Source organism: Nocardioides sp. NPDC087217, from assembly GCF_044744805.1.
In the GTDB taxonomy this organism is placed as follows: Bacteria; Actinomycetota; Actinomycetes; order Propionibacteriales; family Nocardioidaceae; genus Nocardioides.
The window spans coordinates 224,734-238,028 of sequence record NZ_JBIUZB010000004.1 but is presented as its reverse complement, the minus strand read 5'-3'; the positions used below and the strand labels follow the sequence as shown (position 1 = coordinate 238,028).

The window sequence follows — 13,295 nt, the reverse complement described above, 5'->3', positions numbered from 1 at the left end:
CGAACGTCAGCCTTTGACGCCGCCTTGGGTGAAGCCGTTGACGATGTGCCGTTGCAGGAACGCGAAGACGACGAGGATCGGCAGCAGCACCATCACGGTGCCGGCCATCAGGACGCCGAACGAGCTGGCCGCGGACTCGCTGTTCTGCAGCAGCGTCAGACCGCGTGGCAGCGTCATCATCTCGGGATCGGTGATGATGATCAGCGGCCACAGGTAGTCGTTCCACTCGTAGACCACGTTGACCAGGGCCACGGTCGCGATCGACGGAAGCGACATCGGCACCACGCAGTGCCACAGCCTCCGCCAGTGGCCGGCGCCGTCGAGGTGAGCCGCCTCGATCACCTCGTAGGGCAGCTGCATGAAGGCCTGGCGCAGCAGGAACGTACCGAAGCCGGTGCCGAGACCCGGCAGGATGAGGCCCCAGTAGGTGTTCTCGCCGCCGAGGCTGCTGATGAAGACGTAGTTGGGCAGCGCGGTGACCTGCGGCGGCACCATCATCGTGGCGAGCACGCCCCAGAAGATGTACTTCTTGCCGGGGAACTCGCAGAAGACCAGGCCGTACGCCGTCAGGATCGCCAGCAGCACCTTCAGCCCGGCGCCGACGACCGTGACGATGGTGGAGTTGAGGAAGAGCCGCCCGAAGGGGACCTTCTGCGCGGCCTCGGCGTAGTTCTCCGGCTGCCAGACCTCGGGGAAGACGACAAGGTCGGTGGTCGCCAGGTCGCCGCTGCCCTTGAAGGAGGCCAGGAACATGTAGCCGAGCGGCAGCACGACGACGAGCACGGCGAGCAGGAGCACCAGGTAGTCGCGTACGGTCAGCGGCGTCAGCCGCAGCTTGCGTGAGGGAGCCGTCGTGCTCATCGGTAGTGGACCCGCCTCTCCACGACGACCAGCTGGACGAGCGTGATCACCACGAGGATCGCGAAGAGCACCGTGGACAGCATCGCGGAGTAGCCCGCCTGGCTCTGCTCCTTGAAGCCGGTCAGGTAGGCGTCGAAGATGAGCGTGCGGGCGCCGCGGCCGAGCTTGTCCATCGCGATCAGCAGGTCGAAGGCCTGCAGGCTGTTCAGGATCGTGGTGACCATCAGGAAGAACGTGGTCGGCGACAGCAGCGGCAGGGTCACCGTGAAGAACCGCCTCACCGGGCCGGCGCCGTCGAGATCGGCTGCCTCCAGCACGTCACCCGGCACCGCCTGCAGGCCGGCGAGGTAGATGACCGCGGCATAGCCGAGGTTCTTCCAGACGTAGACGATGATCACCATCGTCAGCGTCCACGGAGGCGAGTTGATCCACTCCGGGCTGTTCAGGCCGATGTCGCGCAGGATCGCGGAGAGCGCGCCGATGTTGGGGTCGAAGATGTAGAGCCAGGCGAGCCCGACGCCGTAGCCGGAGAGGATGTACGGCGCGAAGACCGTGGCCTGCGCGAACCCGGCGCCCGGAAGCTTTCGGTTGAGCGCCAGCGCGACCCCCAGACCCAGGGCGAGGGTGAGGCCGACGGTCGCGACGGTGAAGATCGCCGTCGTGGTGAGCACCTTGCTCGCCTCGCCGGAGGTGAAGAAGTCGCGGTAGTTGCCCAGCCCGACGGGGGTCGCGAACTTCGAGCCCAGCGTCCAGTTGAGCGTGGAGTAGTAGATGTTCTGGAAGAGCGGTCGGTAGGTGAAGACCGCGATCAGAGCGACGTTGGGCGCGACGAACGCGACAAAGATCAGCCACTCCCGTATGCGTCTTCCCGAGAGTGCCTGACGTGGTCGCTTGGTCGTGACGGCCGTCATACCTGGCACGATCGGTGAGTCAAGCGGCTGGGTCGGACCCCGTCAAGAGTAAAACTCTTGGTCTCAAGATTTCGTTACCGGAAACTGACCGTGAACGTCATGGGTTTACGAGCCAACGTCCGAGCAACGTGCCGTCGTGCTCGATGAGCGAACCCAACGACACCGGTACGTCCGTGGGTGGCCCGGTCACGATTCGCCGGCCGTCGCCGGCGAGGAGCTTGGGCGTGATCGTGTGGCAGAGCTCGTCGACCACGCCGGCCTCGAGCAGCGAGCCGAGAAGGGCCGGCCCGCCCTCGCACAGCACATGCTGCATGCCCTCCTCGTGCAGCCGGTCGAGGAGCGCCGGCAGGTCGACCTCGGAGGCGCCGGTGACGTAGACGTTCTCCTCGCCGATCTCGTCGCGCGCGGCTTCCAGGCCGGGCGCTTCGGCCACCGTGGCGAGCCGGACCGCGCCGGGCTCGCAGCCGCGGAGATCGTCGGGGATCCGGCCGCGGCGGGAGACGACGACGATCGGCGCGCCCTTGGCCTTGTACGTCTCTGCGACGGCGGTCCCGGCGCCGACCAGAACGGCGTCGGCGAGGTCACGCAGGACGTGGAAGACGTCGACGTCCACCGCGTTGTTGACCGTGCCGGAACGGCCGTCGGAGCCGGTCGCCGCACCGTCCAGGGAACTCACCATGTTGGCCCGCAGCCATGGCAGGCGAGGCGGTGCGTAGATGGCGCGCAGGCCTTCAGGGGTCGTCGGGTCGCCGTCACCGTGCAGGAGCCTCACCCCGCAAACCTAACCGCTCAGGGCACCCCGCTATCTTCATCGCATGAGTTGGTTGGTTACCGGAGGCGCGGGCTACATCGGATCGCACGTCGTGCAGGCACTGCTCGACGCGGGCATGGAGCCGGTCGTCATCGACGACCTGTCCTCGGGGTTCGCGAAGTTCGTGCCCGACAACGTCACGTTCGTCGAGGCGACGCTGCTGGACAAGTCCGCGATCGAGCAGGCGATCTCCAACCACGGCGTCGAGGGAGTCATCCACCTCGCCGGCTTCAAGTACGCGGGCGTGTCGGTGCAGCGGCCACTGCACACGTACGCACAGAACGTCACCGGCACCGCCAACCTCCTCGAGGCGATGACGGCCACCGGTGTCGACAAGCTGGTCTTCTCCTCGTCCGCCGCGACCTTCGGCACCCCCGACGTCGACCTGGTCACCGAGACCACGCCGACCAACCCGGAGAGCCCCTACGGCGAGTCGAAGCTGATCGGCGAGTGGCTGATCGCCGACGTGGCGCGCGCCGAGGGGCTCGCCCACACCAGCCTGCGCTACTTCAACGTCGTCGGGTCCGGCAGCAAGGACCTCTACGACACCAGCCCCCACAACCTCTTCCCGCTCGTCTTCGACGCGCTGGCCAAGGGCAAGACGCCGCAGATCAACGGCGACGACTACCCGACCCCCGACGGCACCTGCGTACGCGACTACGTGCACGTCGCCGACCTCGCCCACTCCCACGTCGTCGCCGCCAAGCGGCTCGCCGAGGGCAAGGACCTCGAGCCGGTCTACAACCTCGGCTCGGGCGACGGCTCCTCCGTGCGGCAGATCATGGATGCCATCCGCGAGGTCACCGGTATCGACTTCGAGCCGGTCATCAAGCCGCGTCGCCCCGGCGACCCCGCCCGCATCGTCGCCACCGGCGAGCTCGCCCGGCGCGACCTCGACTGGGAGATGCGCCACGACCTGCGCTCCATGGTCGCCACCGCCTGGGAGGCCCGCCAGGCGGCCGGCGCCGACTACCCCAGCTGACCACAGCCGAGGCGTCACCCCCGCAGGCCGAAGCGTCAACGCCGCCGGTCGAGATGGCACTCGTGCGCCAACTCGGCCGACGCAAGTGACGTCTCGGCCTGCAGAACTGACGCGTCGGCAAATGAAAGACGGCCCGCTCTTTCGAGCGGGCCGTCTTCGGTTGAGAGCCTGGATCAGGCCTTCTTGGCGGGAGCCTTCTTGGCCGGAGCCTTCTTGGCGGGGGCCGGCTTCTCGGCCGGAGCAGCCTCGGCCTTCGGGGCCTCCGCCTTGGGGGCCTCAGCCTTCGGAGCCTCGGCCGGGGCCTCAGGGGTCTCGGACTTCTTGAACTTCGCGACGAAGGTCTCACCACGGGTGGCGAGCTTGTCGTAGGTGCCGGTGGCGGAGTCGGTGGTCTCGTCGAGCTTGGCCTTGACGGTGGTCTTCAGCTTCTCGGGGAGAACGGTGTACTGCTCCTTGGCCAGGGCCGGGAGGGACTTCGGGTCGAAGCCGGTCACGGTGGACTTGGCAGCGGTGGCCTTCTCGGTCGCCTGGGTGCGGTAGGCGGTCGCCTTCTCGGTCGCCTTGGAGCGGGCGTCAGTCAGCTTGGTGGTCGCCTCGGAGCGGTAGTCCTCGACCTTCTTCTGCAGGTCGGTGGCGAGGTCCTTGACGGTCTCGTAGGCGAGGTCCGCGACACCGGCGACGGCGTTGAGGGGCTTGGTGGTCTCAATCTTGGGCAGGGTGGGCATCTGGGTTCTCCTCATGATGGGGTTCAGCGGTTTCATCGGCGGCCGGCGCATCGTCGGTGACACGACTGTTGAGAGCAAGGAACGAGTGATAGACGTCGAGCAGCGAGTGCTTCTGCCGCTCGGTCAGGCTCGGGTCGGCGAGCACGGCGAGCTCCACGGACCCCCCGACATTGGAGTCGGGGCTGAGGATCCCGGCACGGACATAGACCTGCTCCGCCGAGATACGCAGCGCCTTGGCGATCTGCTGGAGGACCTCAGCCGATGGCTTGCGCAGACCGCGCTCGATCTGGCTGAGGTAGGGGTTGGACACGCCTGCTTGGTCGGCGAGCTGACGCAGAGACATCTCAGCCGAGATCCTCTGTTCCTTCAGATACTCGCCGAGCGTGCCAACCGCACTCGTGACCTTGCTCTTGACCATGACTCCAGTGTGCTAACAATTGCTAGCAAACACAAGGCCTGAGCGACCGAAGTGACCAACATCACCCATTAGTTGCTTCGTCAACGGGCAGAAATGCAAGGTCTCTCGCGCCTTGTGAGCGCTAGCAGCCCGCTAGCAGGTCACAGCAGCGCGCGGATCTCCCCCACCTGACGGCCGCCGCCGAGGATCGTCGCCGCGCCGGTCGCCCGCAGGGCCTCGGCATCGACCCCCTCCAGGTCACCGACCCCGTCCCGCAGCAGCGCGGCGGCCATCACGACCGGGCGCGCCCGGTCACCGCCGTCGTCGGCCTTCAGCGCCCACGCGCGGCCGTCGGGAAGCGCGACGGCGTAGACCGCCTCGGCACCCAGCTTGCCGATCAGCCCGGGTACGGCCCGGTGCAGCGCCACCTCGTCGCGGGTCGTGCCCGAGACGTACTCGGGGTGGGAGCGAATCGCCTCGGCGACCCGCGCGGCCGGACCGTCGACCGCCGAGCCGATCGTCGAGAACGCCCGCGCCAGACCCGTCAGCGACGTGGACAGGGCCGGCGCCCCACAGCCGTCGACGGTGGCGTACGTGGCCTCGCCGGTGCACGCCTCGAGCACCTCCTGGATTCCCTCCTGGAGCGGGTGCTTCGGGTCGAGATAGTCCTCCAACGGCCAGCCTGCCGCGACGCAGGTGGCCAGCATCGCGGCGTGCTTGCCGGAGCAGTTCATCGCCAGCCGGGTCTTCGGTTCACCGTGACGGAGCGCCTCCTCCCGCGCCTCGACACCGAACGGGTAGTCCTCGATGTTGCCCAGCGCGGACTCGTCCAGGCCGACGGTGGCGAGGATGCGGCGTACGCCTTCCTGGTGGAACGCCTCGCCCGAGTGGGAGGCGCAGGCGAGGGCGAGCAGGGCGGGCGGCAGGTCGAGGCCGAGGATCACCATCGCGAGAGCCTGGACCGGCTTGTTCGAGGAGCGCGGCAGGATCGGGGAGTCGACGTCACCGAGCGACCAGCTCACGGTTCCGTCGGCCGCCAGGGAGACGGCGGACCCGTAGTGGTGTCCCTCGACGAAGTCGGAGCGGATGATCTCGGCGAACGGCACTGGTGCTGGCATGGGGGCGAGACTATGTGAGAGTTGCCCCGTGTTCGCCGACCTCCTCACCCAAGACGCGTTCAGCGTGCTCGTGGTCAGCTTCGGCATCGGCATCGTCGTCGGGCTGACCGGCATGGGCGGTGGCGCCCTGATGACCCCGGCGCTGATCTTCCTCGGGGTGCCCCCGACGACCGCGGTCGCCAACGATCTCGTCGCCGCCTCGGTCAACAAGTCGGTCGGGGCCGCGGTGCACTGGCGCCACGGCTCGCCCAACATCAAGCTGGCGACGTACCTCATCATCGGCTCGGTGCCGTGCGCGTTCCTGGGCACCTTCGTCCACAAGCTGGCGCCGGGCGACACCGACCACTTCCTCAAGCTCGTCCTCGGCGGGGCTCTGCTGTTCGCGGCGGCGTCCTACATGTTCCGGATGTACCTGCAGCTGCGTCTGGTCACCGGCGGCAACGAGGCTCCCGAGGAAGATCCCCGCCTGAAGCCGCTGCTCACGGTCGTGATCGGCGCGCTCGGCGGTCTGCTGGTCGGCATCACCTCGGTCGGCTCCGGCTCGGTCATCATGATCGCGCTGCTGCTGGTCTACCCGACCCTCTCCGCGGTCAAGCTGGTCGGCACGGACCTGCTCCAGGCGGTGCCGCTCGTCCTGGCCGCCGCGATCGGCCAGGTGCTCAACCACGGCGTCGAGTGGGCGGTGCTGATCCCGCTCATCCTCGGCGGCACCCCCGGCACGTTCCTCGGCTCCCGGATGGCGCGCTGGGTCTCCCAGTCGGTCATCCGGCGCGGCATCGTCATCATGCTGACGCTCTCCGGCGCCAAGATGCTCGGCGCCGACGCCACCTTCCTGCTGCTCCTCGGCGGCGCGATGCTGCTCCTCGGCCCGCTCGTATGGGGCTTCATCCGCCAGTCGCGCGGCCTGGAGGCCTTCGACAACAACGCCGCCGCCTGGCGGCTGCCGGAGCGTTCGGAGAAGTAGCACGGCCGAGTCGGCTCGTCATGACGAGCCGACTCGACGGGAGAATTGGTCAGGACGAGCCGAGTCGGCAGTCAGGCCTTCAGGTAGCGGCGCAGGGCGTCGAGATGGTCCTCGGGCTCGAACCCGGTGGCGGTGAGCTTGTCGAGGGACATCACCGAGTTGAGCGGTCGCGGCGCGACGCCCTCCTTGCCCGCGAAGTAGGCCTCGGTCGAGGTGGCACCAACATCGGCCCGGTCACGCCCCGACAGCGAGAACACCTCCGCGGCGATGTCCCGCCACGAGCACGGCTCCCCGGCGTTGGTGCAGTTGTAGACCCCGTACGCAGCCTCGGACCGCAGCAGGTGAGCAGTGGCCGCGGCGAGGGTGTCGGTGAAGGTGAGCCGGCCGATCTGGTCGTCGACCACGGTCGGCGAGACGCCCTTCTCGGCGAGAGCCGCCATGGTGCGTACGAAGTTCTTGCCGTCGCCGACGACCCAGGAGGTGCGCAGGATGTAGTGACGAGCGGTGCCGGCGACCGCGATGTCGCCGGCGGCCTTGGACTGGGCGTAGACGCCGAGGGGCGAGACCGGCTCGTCCTCGGCGTGCTCGGTGGCGGTGCCGTCGAAGACGTACTCGGTGGAGTAGTGCACCAGGGTCAGCCGGTGCTCGGTGGCGACCCGGGCGAGCAGCGCGGGAGCCGTCGCGTTGGCCGCCCAGGCGGTACGCCGGCCGTCGGCGGTCTCGGCGACGTCGACCGCGGTGTAGGCCGCGGCGTTGAGGATGAGCTGGTAGTCGGGCCACGGCCAGGCCGCGACCGCCTTCTCGTCGGAGATGTCGAGCTCGTCGAGGTCGACCGCGTCCGCGTCCGGGAAGACCGACACGAGTGCCCGGCCGAGCTGGCCGTTGGCGCCGATGATCAGCGTCTTCTTCGGCTTCATCGGGGTGATCTCGGCCAGGCGCGGGTTGCCGAGATCCTTCTCGGAGATCTCGGCCGACTCCAACGGGATCGGCCACGGGATCGCGGCGGTCTCGTCGGCGAGGTTGAGCGCCGGGTAGGCGAACCCGGGACGCCAGTGGTCGTTGACCAGGTAGGAGTAGACGGTGCGGTCCTCCAGCGCCTGGTAGGAGTTGCCGACCCCACGCGGCACGAAGACCGCGGTCTCCGGGCCGATCTCGATCGAGAAGGTCGCTCCGAAGGACGGCCCCTCACGCATGTCGACCCACGCCGCGAACACCCGCCCGCACGCGACGGAGACGAACTTGTCCCACGGCTCGGTGTGGATCCCTCGGGTCGCGCCGCGGGAGGCGTTGAAGGACATGTTGTTCTGCACCGGGCCGAAGTCGGGGAGCCCCAGCTCCACCATCTTCTGGCGCTGCCAGTTCTCCTTGAACCAGCCACGGGCGTCTCCGTGCACGGGCAGGTGGACAACCAGCAGACCTGGAATGGGCGTCTCGTCGACGCGAAGCTCAGCCACCGAGAATCACTGCCCCTTCGCGGCGTACTTGGCTTCGGTCTCGTGCTTGAGCGGCGACCACCAGGCCTCGTTCTCCTGGTACCAGGCGATCGTCGCGGCCAGGCCCTTGTCGAAGTCCTGATACTTCGGCTCCCAGCCGAGCTCGCTGCGCAGCTTGCCCGACTCGATCGCGTAGCGGCGGTCGTGGCCGGCGCGGTCGGTGACCCACTCGATGTCGTCCTCGGGACGCCCGAAGTGACGCAGGATCGCGCGGACGACGTCGACGTTGGACTTCTCGCCGTCGGCACCGATCAGGTACGTCTCCCCGATCCGGCCCTTCTCCAGGATCGTCCAGACCGCCGAGGAGTGGTCGTCGGTGTGGATCCAGTCGCGCACGTTGAGCCCGTCGCCGTAGACGCGCGGCCGGCGCCCCTCGATCACCTCGGTGATCTGACGCGGGATGAACTTCTCGACGTGCTGCCAGGGGCCGTAGTTGTTGGAGCAGTTGGAGATCGTCGCGCGGACACCGAAGGAGCGCACCCAGGCGCGGACGAGGTGGTCGGAGCCGGCCTTGGAGGCCGAGTAGGGCGAGGACGGCTGGTAGGGCGTGTCCTCGGTGAACCGCTTCGGGTCATCGAGGTCCAGGTCGCCGTAGACCTCGTCGGTGGAGACGTGGTGGAAACGTACGTCATGACGCCGGACCGCCTCGAGGAGCACGAAGGTGCCGACGATGTTGGTCTGGACGAACGGAGCCGGGTCTGAGAGCGAGTTGTCGTTGTGCGACTCGGCCGCGTAGTGCACCACGGCATCCGACTCCGCCACCAGCGGCTCGACGACCGCGGCCTCCGCGATGTCGCCGACCACGAGCCTCACCCGATCCTCCGGGAGCCCCGCCAGCGATGCCTCCGAGGAGGCATAGGTCAGCTTGTCGAGCACCGTCACGTACGCATCGGTGTTGGCCACGAGGTGGTGCACGAAGTTGGAGCCGATGAACCCGGCCCCGCCTGTCACAAGAATCCGTCTCACCGGTTCATCGTAGGCAGAATTAACCACCCGGTGGTCGCCTCGCCCCGGTGGGTTCCCTAGAACGTGGGGTGAACATCCGTAGGATCAACTGACCATGAAGGGGATCATCCTTGCCGGAGGCACCGGCTCACGTCTGCACCCGATCACACTCGCGATCAGCAAGCAGCTGATGCCGATCTACGACAAGCCGATGATCTACTACCCGCTGACCACGCTGATGCTGGCCGGGATCCGGGACATCCTGGTGATCACGACGCCCCACGAGGCCTCCGGCTTCCACCGGCTCCTGGGTGACGGCAGCCATCTCGGCGTCAACATCAGCTACGCCGAGCAGCCCTCCCCCGACGGCCTCGCCCAGGCGTTCACGATCGGCGCCGACGTCGGCTACCTCGACGAGTCCGAGGACGGCGTCGGTCTCGTCCTGGGCGACAACATCTTCTACGGCCCCGGCCTCGGCACCCAGCTGGCCCGCTTCAAGACGATCACGGGCGGCGCCGTCTTCGGCTACCGGGTCGCCGACCCGCGCGCGTACGGCGTCGTCGAGTTCGACGAGAACCGCAAGGCCATCTCCTTGGAGGAGAAGCCCGAGAAGCCGAAGAGCCCGTACGCCGTCCCCGGCCTCTACTTCTACGACAGCTCGGTCATCGGGCACGCCCGCAACCTGAAGCCGTCCGCGCGCGGCGAGCTCGAGATCACCGACCTCAACCGGATCTACCTGGAGGCCGGCACGCTCTCGGTCGAGGTGCTGCCACGCGGCACCGCGTGGCTCGACACCGGCACCCTCGAGGACCTCAACGAGGCCGCCAACTTCATCCGCGCCATCGAGCACCGCCAGGGCACCAAGATCGGCGCCCCCGAGGAGGTCGCCTGGCGCCAGGGCTGGCTCTCCGACGAGGAGCTCTCCCAGCTCGCCCAGCCGCTGCTGAAGAGCGGCTACGGGAAGTACCTGCTCGGCCTGCTGGCCTGACCAGGCGTGTAACACGCTGTTCGTAGCACTATCCGGTCGTTCTGAACGACCGGGTAGTGCTTGTAACAGCGTGTTACAGCTGACTCAAGCCTCCGCGGCCACCTTCTGCTCGGCCTCGGCGCGACCGAAGTCGTCCTCGAGGCGGACGATGTCGTCCTCGCCGGTGTAGCCACCGCGCTGGACCTCGATGATCGAGAGCGGCTCGTCGGTCTCGTTGCAGATCCGGTGGGCCTGGCCGACGCCGACGTCGACGGACTCACCCGGGCCGGCGATCGTGGTCACGCCGTCGATGATGCAGGTCGCCTTGCCGTAGATGACCACCCAGTGCTCGGAGCGGTGGGTGTGGGTCTGGTAGGAGAGGCGGCTGTTGGGCAGCACCTCGATCCGCTTGACCTTGTAGCCCGGACCGATGTCGATGACGTGCCACGAACCCCAGGGGCGGGTCTCGGAGTCACCAGCCATGATGTTGCCTCATTCCTAGAACTGAACAGAAGACGCGACCATAACTGTACGCATCCGCGCACGGTTCATTGCGAACCGATGTTCACCGGTCCGTTACCCGCAGGTCGCCCACGGGAGCAGAACTCTTCCGCCGGTGGGCCTCAGTCGCGCCCGTAGATGTCGCGCGTGTAGACCTTGTCGGCGACATCGGCGAGCACGTCGGTGCGCCGGTTGGCGATGATCACGTCGGCCCGCTGCTTGAACTCGTCGAGGTCCTTGATGATCTCTGAGTGGAAGAACTCCGGCTCGTCGAGCTCGGGCTCGTAGATGACCACCTCGACGCCCTTGGCCTTGATCCGCTTCATCACTCCCTGGATGGAGGACTCGCGGAAGTTGTCCGAGCCGGACTTCATGATCAGCCGGTAGACCCCGACCACCTTCGGCTCGCGCCGCAGGACGTCGGTGGCGACGAAGTCCTTGCGCGTGGTGTTGGCCTCGACGATCGCCGAGATGAGGTTCTGCGGGACGTCTTGGTAGTTGGCCTGCAGCTGCTTGGTGTCCTTGGGCAGGCAGTAGCCGCCGTAGCCGAAGCTCGGGTTGTTGTAGTGCGAGCCGATCCGGGGGTCCAGGCCGACCCCCTCGATGATCTGGGTCGTGTTGAGCCCGTGGGTGGCGGCGTAGGTGTCCAGCTCGTTGAAGTAGGCGACCCGCAGCGCCAGGTAGGTGTTGGCGAACAACTTGATCGCCTCGGCCTCGGTGGCGCCGGTCATCAGCACCGGTACGTCGGGCTCGAGCGAGCCCTCGAGCAGCAGCTCGGCGAAGCCCTTCGCCGCCGGGGAGTCGTCGCCGACGACGATGCGGGAGGGGTGCAGGTTGTCGTGGAGCGCCTTGCCCTCGCGAAGGAACTCGGGGCTGAAGAAGAGCGTCACCTCGGGGTGCTGCTCGCGCTTGGCCGCGATGTAGCCGACCGGGATGGTCGACTTCACCACGATCGCCGCCTCCGGCGCGTAGGTCACCGCGTCGGCGATCACGCTGTCGACGGTGGAGGTGTCGAAGTAGTTCGAGGCCTCGTCGTAGTTCGTCGGGGTGGCGACGATGACGTACGCGGCGTCCGCGTAGGCGTCCTCCTTGTCGAGGGTCGCGCGCAGGCCGAGCTCCTTGGTGGCCAGGAAGGTGGTGATCTCGGCGTCCTCGATCGGGGTCTTGGCCGCGTTGACCAGGTCGACCCGCTCCTGGGAGATGTCCAGGACGACGACGTCGTGCTTCTGGGCGAGCAGGACGGCGAGCGACATCCCGACGTAGCCCACGCCGACAACGGTGATCTTCATGTTCGGCACTGTAAGCAGCGGTTCGAGACCGGGCACAGCGCATAAAGCAGCGATGTTCCCGTACGGGAACATCACGTAGAGTGTTCATCGTGCCGTCGCCGTACCTGACCTCACCGGCCGCCTTCGGGTCAGCCGTGCGCTCCGCCCGGCGCCGCGCCGGACTCACCCAGGGCGAGCTGGCGCACCGGGCCGGCGTGGGCCGGCGGTTCGTGGTCGACGTCGAGTCCGGCCACCCGCGCGCCGAGCTCGGCAAGGCGCTCGCCCTGCTGGAGGTCCTCGACGTCTACCTGGCGCCCACGCAGCTCTCCCCGATCGCCCCACCCCTGGAGGACGTCGACCTCGACGCCGTCCTGGCCCACTGTCTGACCGGCCCCTGATGCGAGAGCTGTACGCCTTCGCCGGCCGGCGCCGGATGGGCACCTTCCGCCAGGTCGGCGACCGGATCGACTTCATCTACGCCGAGACCGCCGGCCCGACGCCCATCTCGCTCTCCCTCCCCCGCACCGGCCCCGCCCTGAACCCGGGAGCAGCCCGCGCCTGGCTGGACAACCTGCTCCCCGCCCGCGAGGACGTACGCCGCAGATGGGCGCGCGAGCGAGGGCTGCCCGACACCGAGCCGATGACGCTGCTCGCCTCCTACGGCGACGATCTCCCCGGCGCGGTCTCGCTCTCGGCCGACCCCGACCTGCCCTGGCGCCGGGCGCCGCACCCGGTCGAGGCGCCACTGCCCGAGATCACGACCCGGCTCGCGGCGCTGCGCAACCAGCCCACCTCGTGGCTCGACCAGCGGGCTCGGCCCCGGTTCTCCCTCGGTGGCCACCACGGGAAGTTCGCGCTGCGGCGGGCCTCGGGGAAGTGGTTCTGGCCGACGTACGAGCACCCCTCGACGCACATCCTGCGCCCGACGACACCCGAGGAGGCCTCCGCGAGGATCGCCGACCTGGGCCGGGCCCGCTCGGTCGGGATCCCCGCCACCCGCACCGAGCTGGCCACCTTCGGCGCGCAGGCGGCGCTCGTCACGGAGCGCTGGGACCGGCTCGGCGGCCGGCGCATCCACGCCGAGACGATCCGGCAGGCGCTGGGCCTTCGGCCGGGCGAGGACATCGACCCCGGCGGCGTACGCGACCTGTTCCTGCGGTTCGATCTGGCGCCGTCTCCGGCGGACGACGTCGACAAGATCGCCTTCCTGCTGGCCGGGGACCGGGTCGCCGTGGCGCCGCGGCGCTGACCAGGTCACGCCGGCCATCTCACCGTGCGAGTGGCGCTTCCGGACATGGCCCGTCGCCTGCGTACACTCGGATTCCTGCCCACGCGGGGATGGGACATTTCGC

At 68.3% G+C, this 13,295-nt stretch carries 15 protein-coding genes; 5 read left to right on the top strand and 10 right to left on the bottom strand.

The window, feature by feature from the left end:
* Window positions 1-6: 6 nt before the first annotated feature.
* The 3 genes from ACIO3S_RS19250 to ACIO3S_RS19240 all read right to left on the bottom strand — a co-directional run bounded on the left by ACIO3S_RS19250 (window position 7) and on the right by ACIO3S_RS19240 (window position 2,544).
* The gene (locus ACIO3S_RS19250; protein ID WP_400467009.1) at window positions 7-861 is read right to left on the bottom strand and encodes a carbohydrate ABC transporter permease; all 855 of its coding nucleotides are present in this window, start codon (window positions 859-861) and stop codon (window positions 7-9) included.
* Window positions 858-1,772, bottom strand: coding sequence for a carbohydrate ABC transporter permease (locus tag ACIO3S_RS19245; protein WP_400467006.1), 915 nt, complete (start codon window positions 1,770-1,772; stop codon window positions 858-860). Before ACIO3S_RS19245 ends, ACIO3S_RS19250 begins: the two co-directional genes overlap by 4 nt.
* Window positions 1,773-1,869: 97 nt before the next feature.
* Window positions 1,870-2,544 (bottom strand): dihydrofolate reductase family protein, encoded by a 675-nt coding sequence (locus ACIO3S_RS19240; protein ID WP_400467003.1) that lies wholly within the window; start codon window positions 2,542-2,544, stop codon window positions 1,870-1,872.
* Between the two features lie 43 nt (window positions 2,545-2,587).
* Between ACIO3S_RS19240 and galE the strand changes: the two genes are divergently transcribed.
* Window positions 2,588-3,565 carry a UDP-glucose 4-epimerase GalE gene (gene galE / locus ACIO3S_RS19235; protein WP_160026790.1) on the top strand — a complete coding sequence of 326 codons (978 nt, stop codon included), beginning with the start codon at window positions 2,588-2,590 and terminating at the stop codon, window positions 3,563-3,565.
* 173 nt (window positions 3,566-3,738) lie between these two features.
* Here galE and ACIO3S_RS19230 read toward each other — a convergent pair whose 3' ends face one another.
* The 3 genes from ACIO3S_RS19230 to ACIO3S_RS19220 all read right to left on the bottom strand — a co-directional run bounded on the left by ACIO3S_RS19230 (window position 3,739) and on the right by ACIO3S_RS19220 (window position 5,805).
* Window positions 3,739-4,290, bottom strand: coding sequence for a hypothetical protein (locus tag ACIO3S_RS19230; RefSeq protein ID WP_400466999.1), 552 nt, complete (start codon window positions 4,288-4,290; stop codon window positions 3,739-3,741).
* The gene (locus ACIO3S_RS19225; protein ID WP_160026788.1) at window positions 4,268-4,708 is read right to left on the bottom strand and encodes a helix-turn-helix transcriptional regulator; all 441 of its coding nucleotides are present in this window, start codon (window positions 4,706-4,708) and stop codon (window positions 4,268-4,270) included. Before ACIO3S_RS19225 ends, ACIO3S_RS19230 begins: the two co-directional genes overlap by 23 nt.
* 140 nt (window positions 4,709-4,848) lie before the next feature.
* A complete protein-coding gene (locus tag ACIO3S_RS19220) occupies window positions 4,849-5,805 on the bottom strand; it encodes an asparaginase (RefSeq protein ID WP_400466996.1) in 957 nt (318 codons plus the stop codon).
* A 28-nt stretch (window positions 5,806-5,833) separates the two neighbouring features.
* Between ACIO3S_RS19220 and ACIO3S_RS19215 the strand changes: the two genes are divergently transcribed.
* On the top strand, window positions 5,834-6,769 hold the full coding sequence (locus ACIO3S_RS19215; protein ID WP_400466993.1) for a sulfite exporter TauE/SafE family protein: 936 nt from the start codon (window positions 5,834-5,836) through the stop codon (window positions 6,767-6,769).
* 71 nt (window positions 6,770-6,840) lie between these two features.
* Here ACIO3S_RS19215 and ACIO3S_RS19210 read toward each other — a convergent pair whose 3' ends face one another.
* Together ACIO3S_RS19210 and rfbB are read right to left on the bottom strand one after the other, a co-directional pair.
* On the bottom strand, window positions 6,841-8,223 hold the full coding sequence (locus ACIO3S_RS19210; RefSeq protein WP_400466990.1) for a sugar nucleotide-binding protein: 1,383 nt from the start codon (window positions 8,221-8,223) through the stop codon (window positions 6,841-6,843).
* A gap of 6 nt (window positions 8,224-8,229) precedes the next feature.
* Complete coding sequence (rfbB, locus tag ACIO3S_RS19205) at window positions 8,230-9,228, bottom strand: dTDP-glucose 4,6-dehydratase (RefSeq protein WP_400466988.1); 999 nt, start codon at window positions 9,226-9,228, stop codon at window positions 8,230-8,232.
* A gap of 94 nt (window positions 9,229-9,322) precedes the next feature.
* Between rfbB and rfbA the strand changes: the two genes are divergently transcribed.
* Window positions 9,323-10,195 (top strand): glucose-1-phosphate thymidylyltransferase RfbA, encoded by an 873-nt coding sequence (gene rfbA, locus ACIO3S_RS19200; RefSeq protein ID WP_400466985.1) that lies wholly within the window; start codon window positions 9,323-9,325, stop codon window positions 10,193-10,195.
* A gap of 84 nt (window positions 10,196-10,279) precedes the next feature.
* Here rfbA and ACIO3S_RS19195 read toward each other — a convergent pair whose 3' ends face one another.
* Both ACIO3S_RS19195 and ACIO3S_RS19190 read right to left on the bottom strand, forming a co-directional pair.
* The gene (locus tag ACIO3S_RS19195) at window positions 10,280-10,657 is read right to left on the bottom strand and encodes a phosphomannose isomerase type II C-terminal cupin domain (protein WP_400466982.1); all 378 of its coding nucleotides are present in this window, start codon (window positions 10,655-10,657) and stop codon (window positions 10,280-10,282) included.
* Window positions 10,658-10,797: 140 nt separating this feature from the next.
* A complete protein-coding gene (locus ACIO3S_RS19190; RefSeq protein WP_400466980.1) occupies window positions 10,798-11,964 on the bottom strand; it encodes a nucleotide sugar dehydrogenase in 1,167 nt (388 codons plus the stop codon).
* Between the two features lie 89 nt (window positions 11,965-12,053).
* On the opposite strand from ACIO3S_RS19190, the gene ACIO3S_RS19185 reads away from it, so the two are divergent.
* Both ACIO3S_RS19185 and ACIO3S_RS19180 read left to right on the top strand, forming a co-directional pair.
* Window positions 12,054-12,341 carry a helix-turn-helix transcriptional regulator gene (locus tag ACIO3S_RS19185; protein ID WP_400466976.1) on the top strand — a complete coding sequence of 96 codons (288 nt, stop codon included), beginning with the start codon at window positions 12,054-12,056 and terminating at the stop codon, window positions 12,339-12,341.
* Window positions 12,341-13,192 (top strand): HipA N-terminal domain-containing protein, encoded by an 852-nt coding sequence (locus tag ACIO3S_RS19180; RefSeq protein ID WP_400466973.1) that lies wholly within the window; start codon window positions 12,341-12,343, stop codon window positions 13,190-13,192. The genes ACIO3S_RS19185 and ACIO3S_RS19180 overlap by 1 nt, the downstream gene beginning before the upstream one ends.
* Window positions 13,193-13,295: the final 103 nt, after the last annotated feature.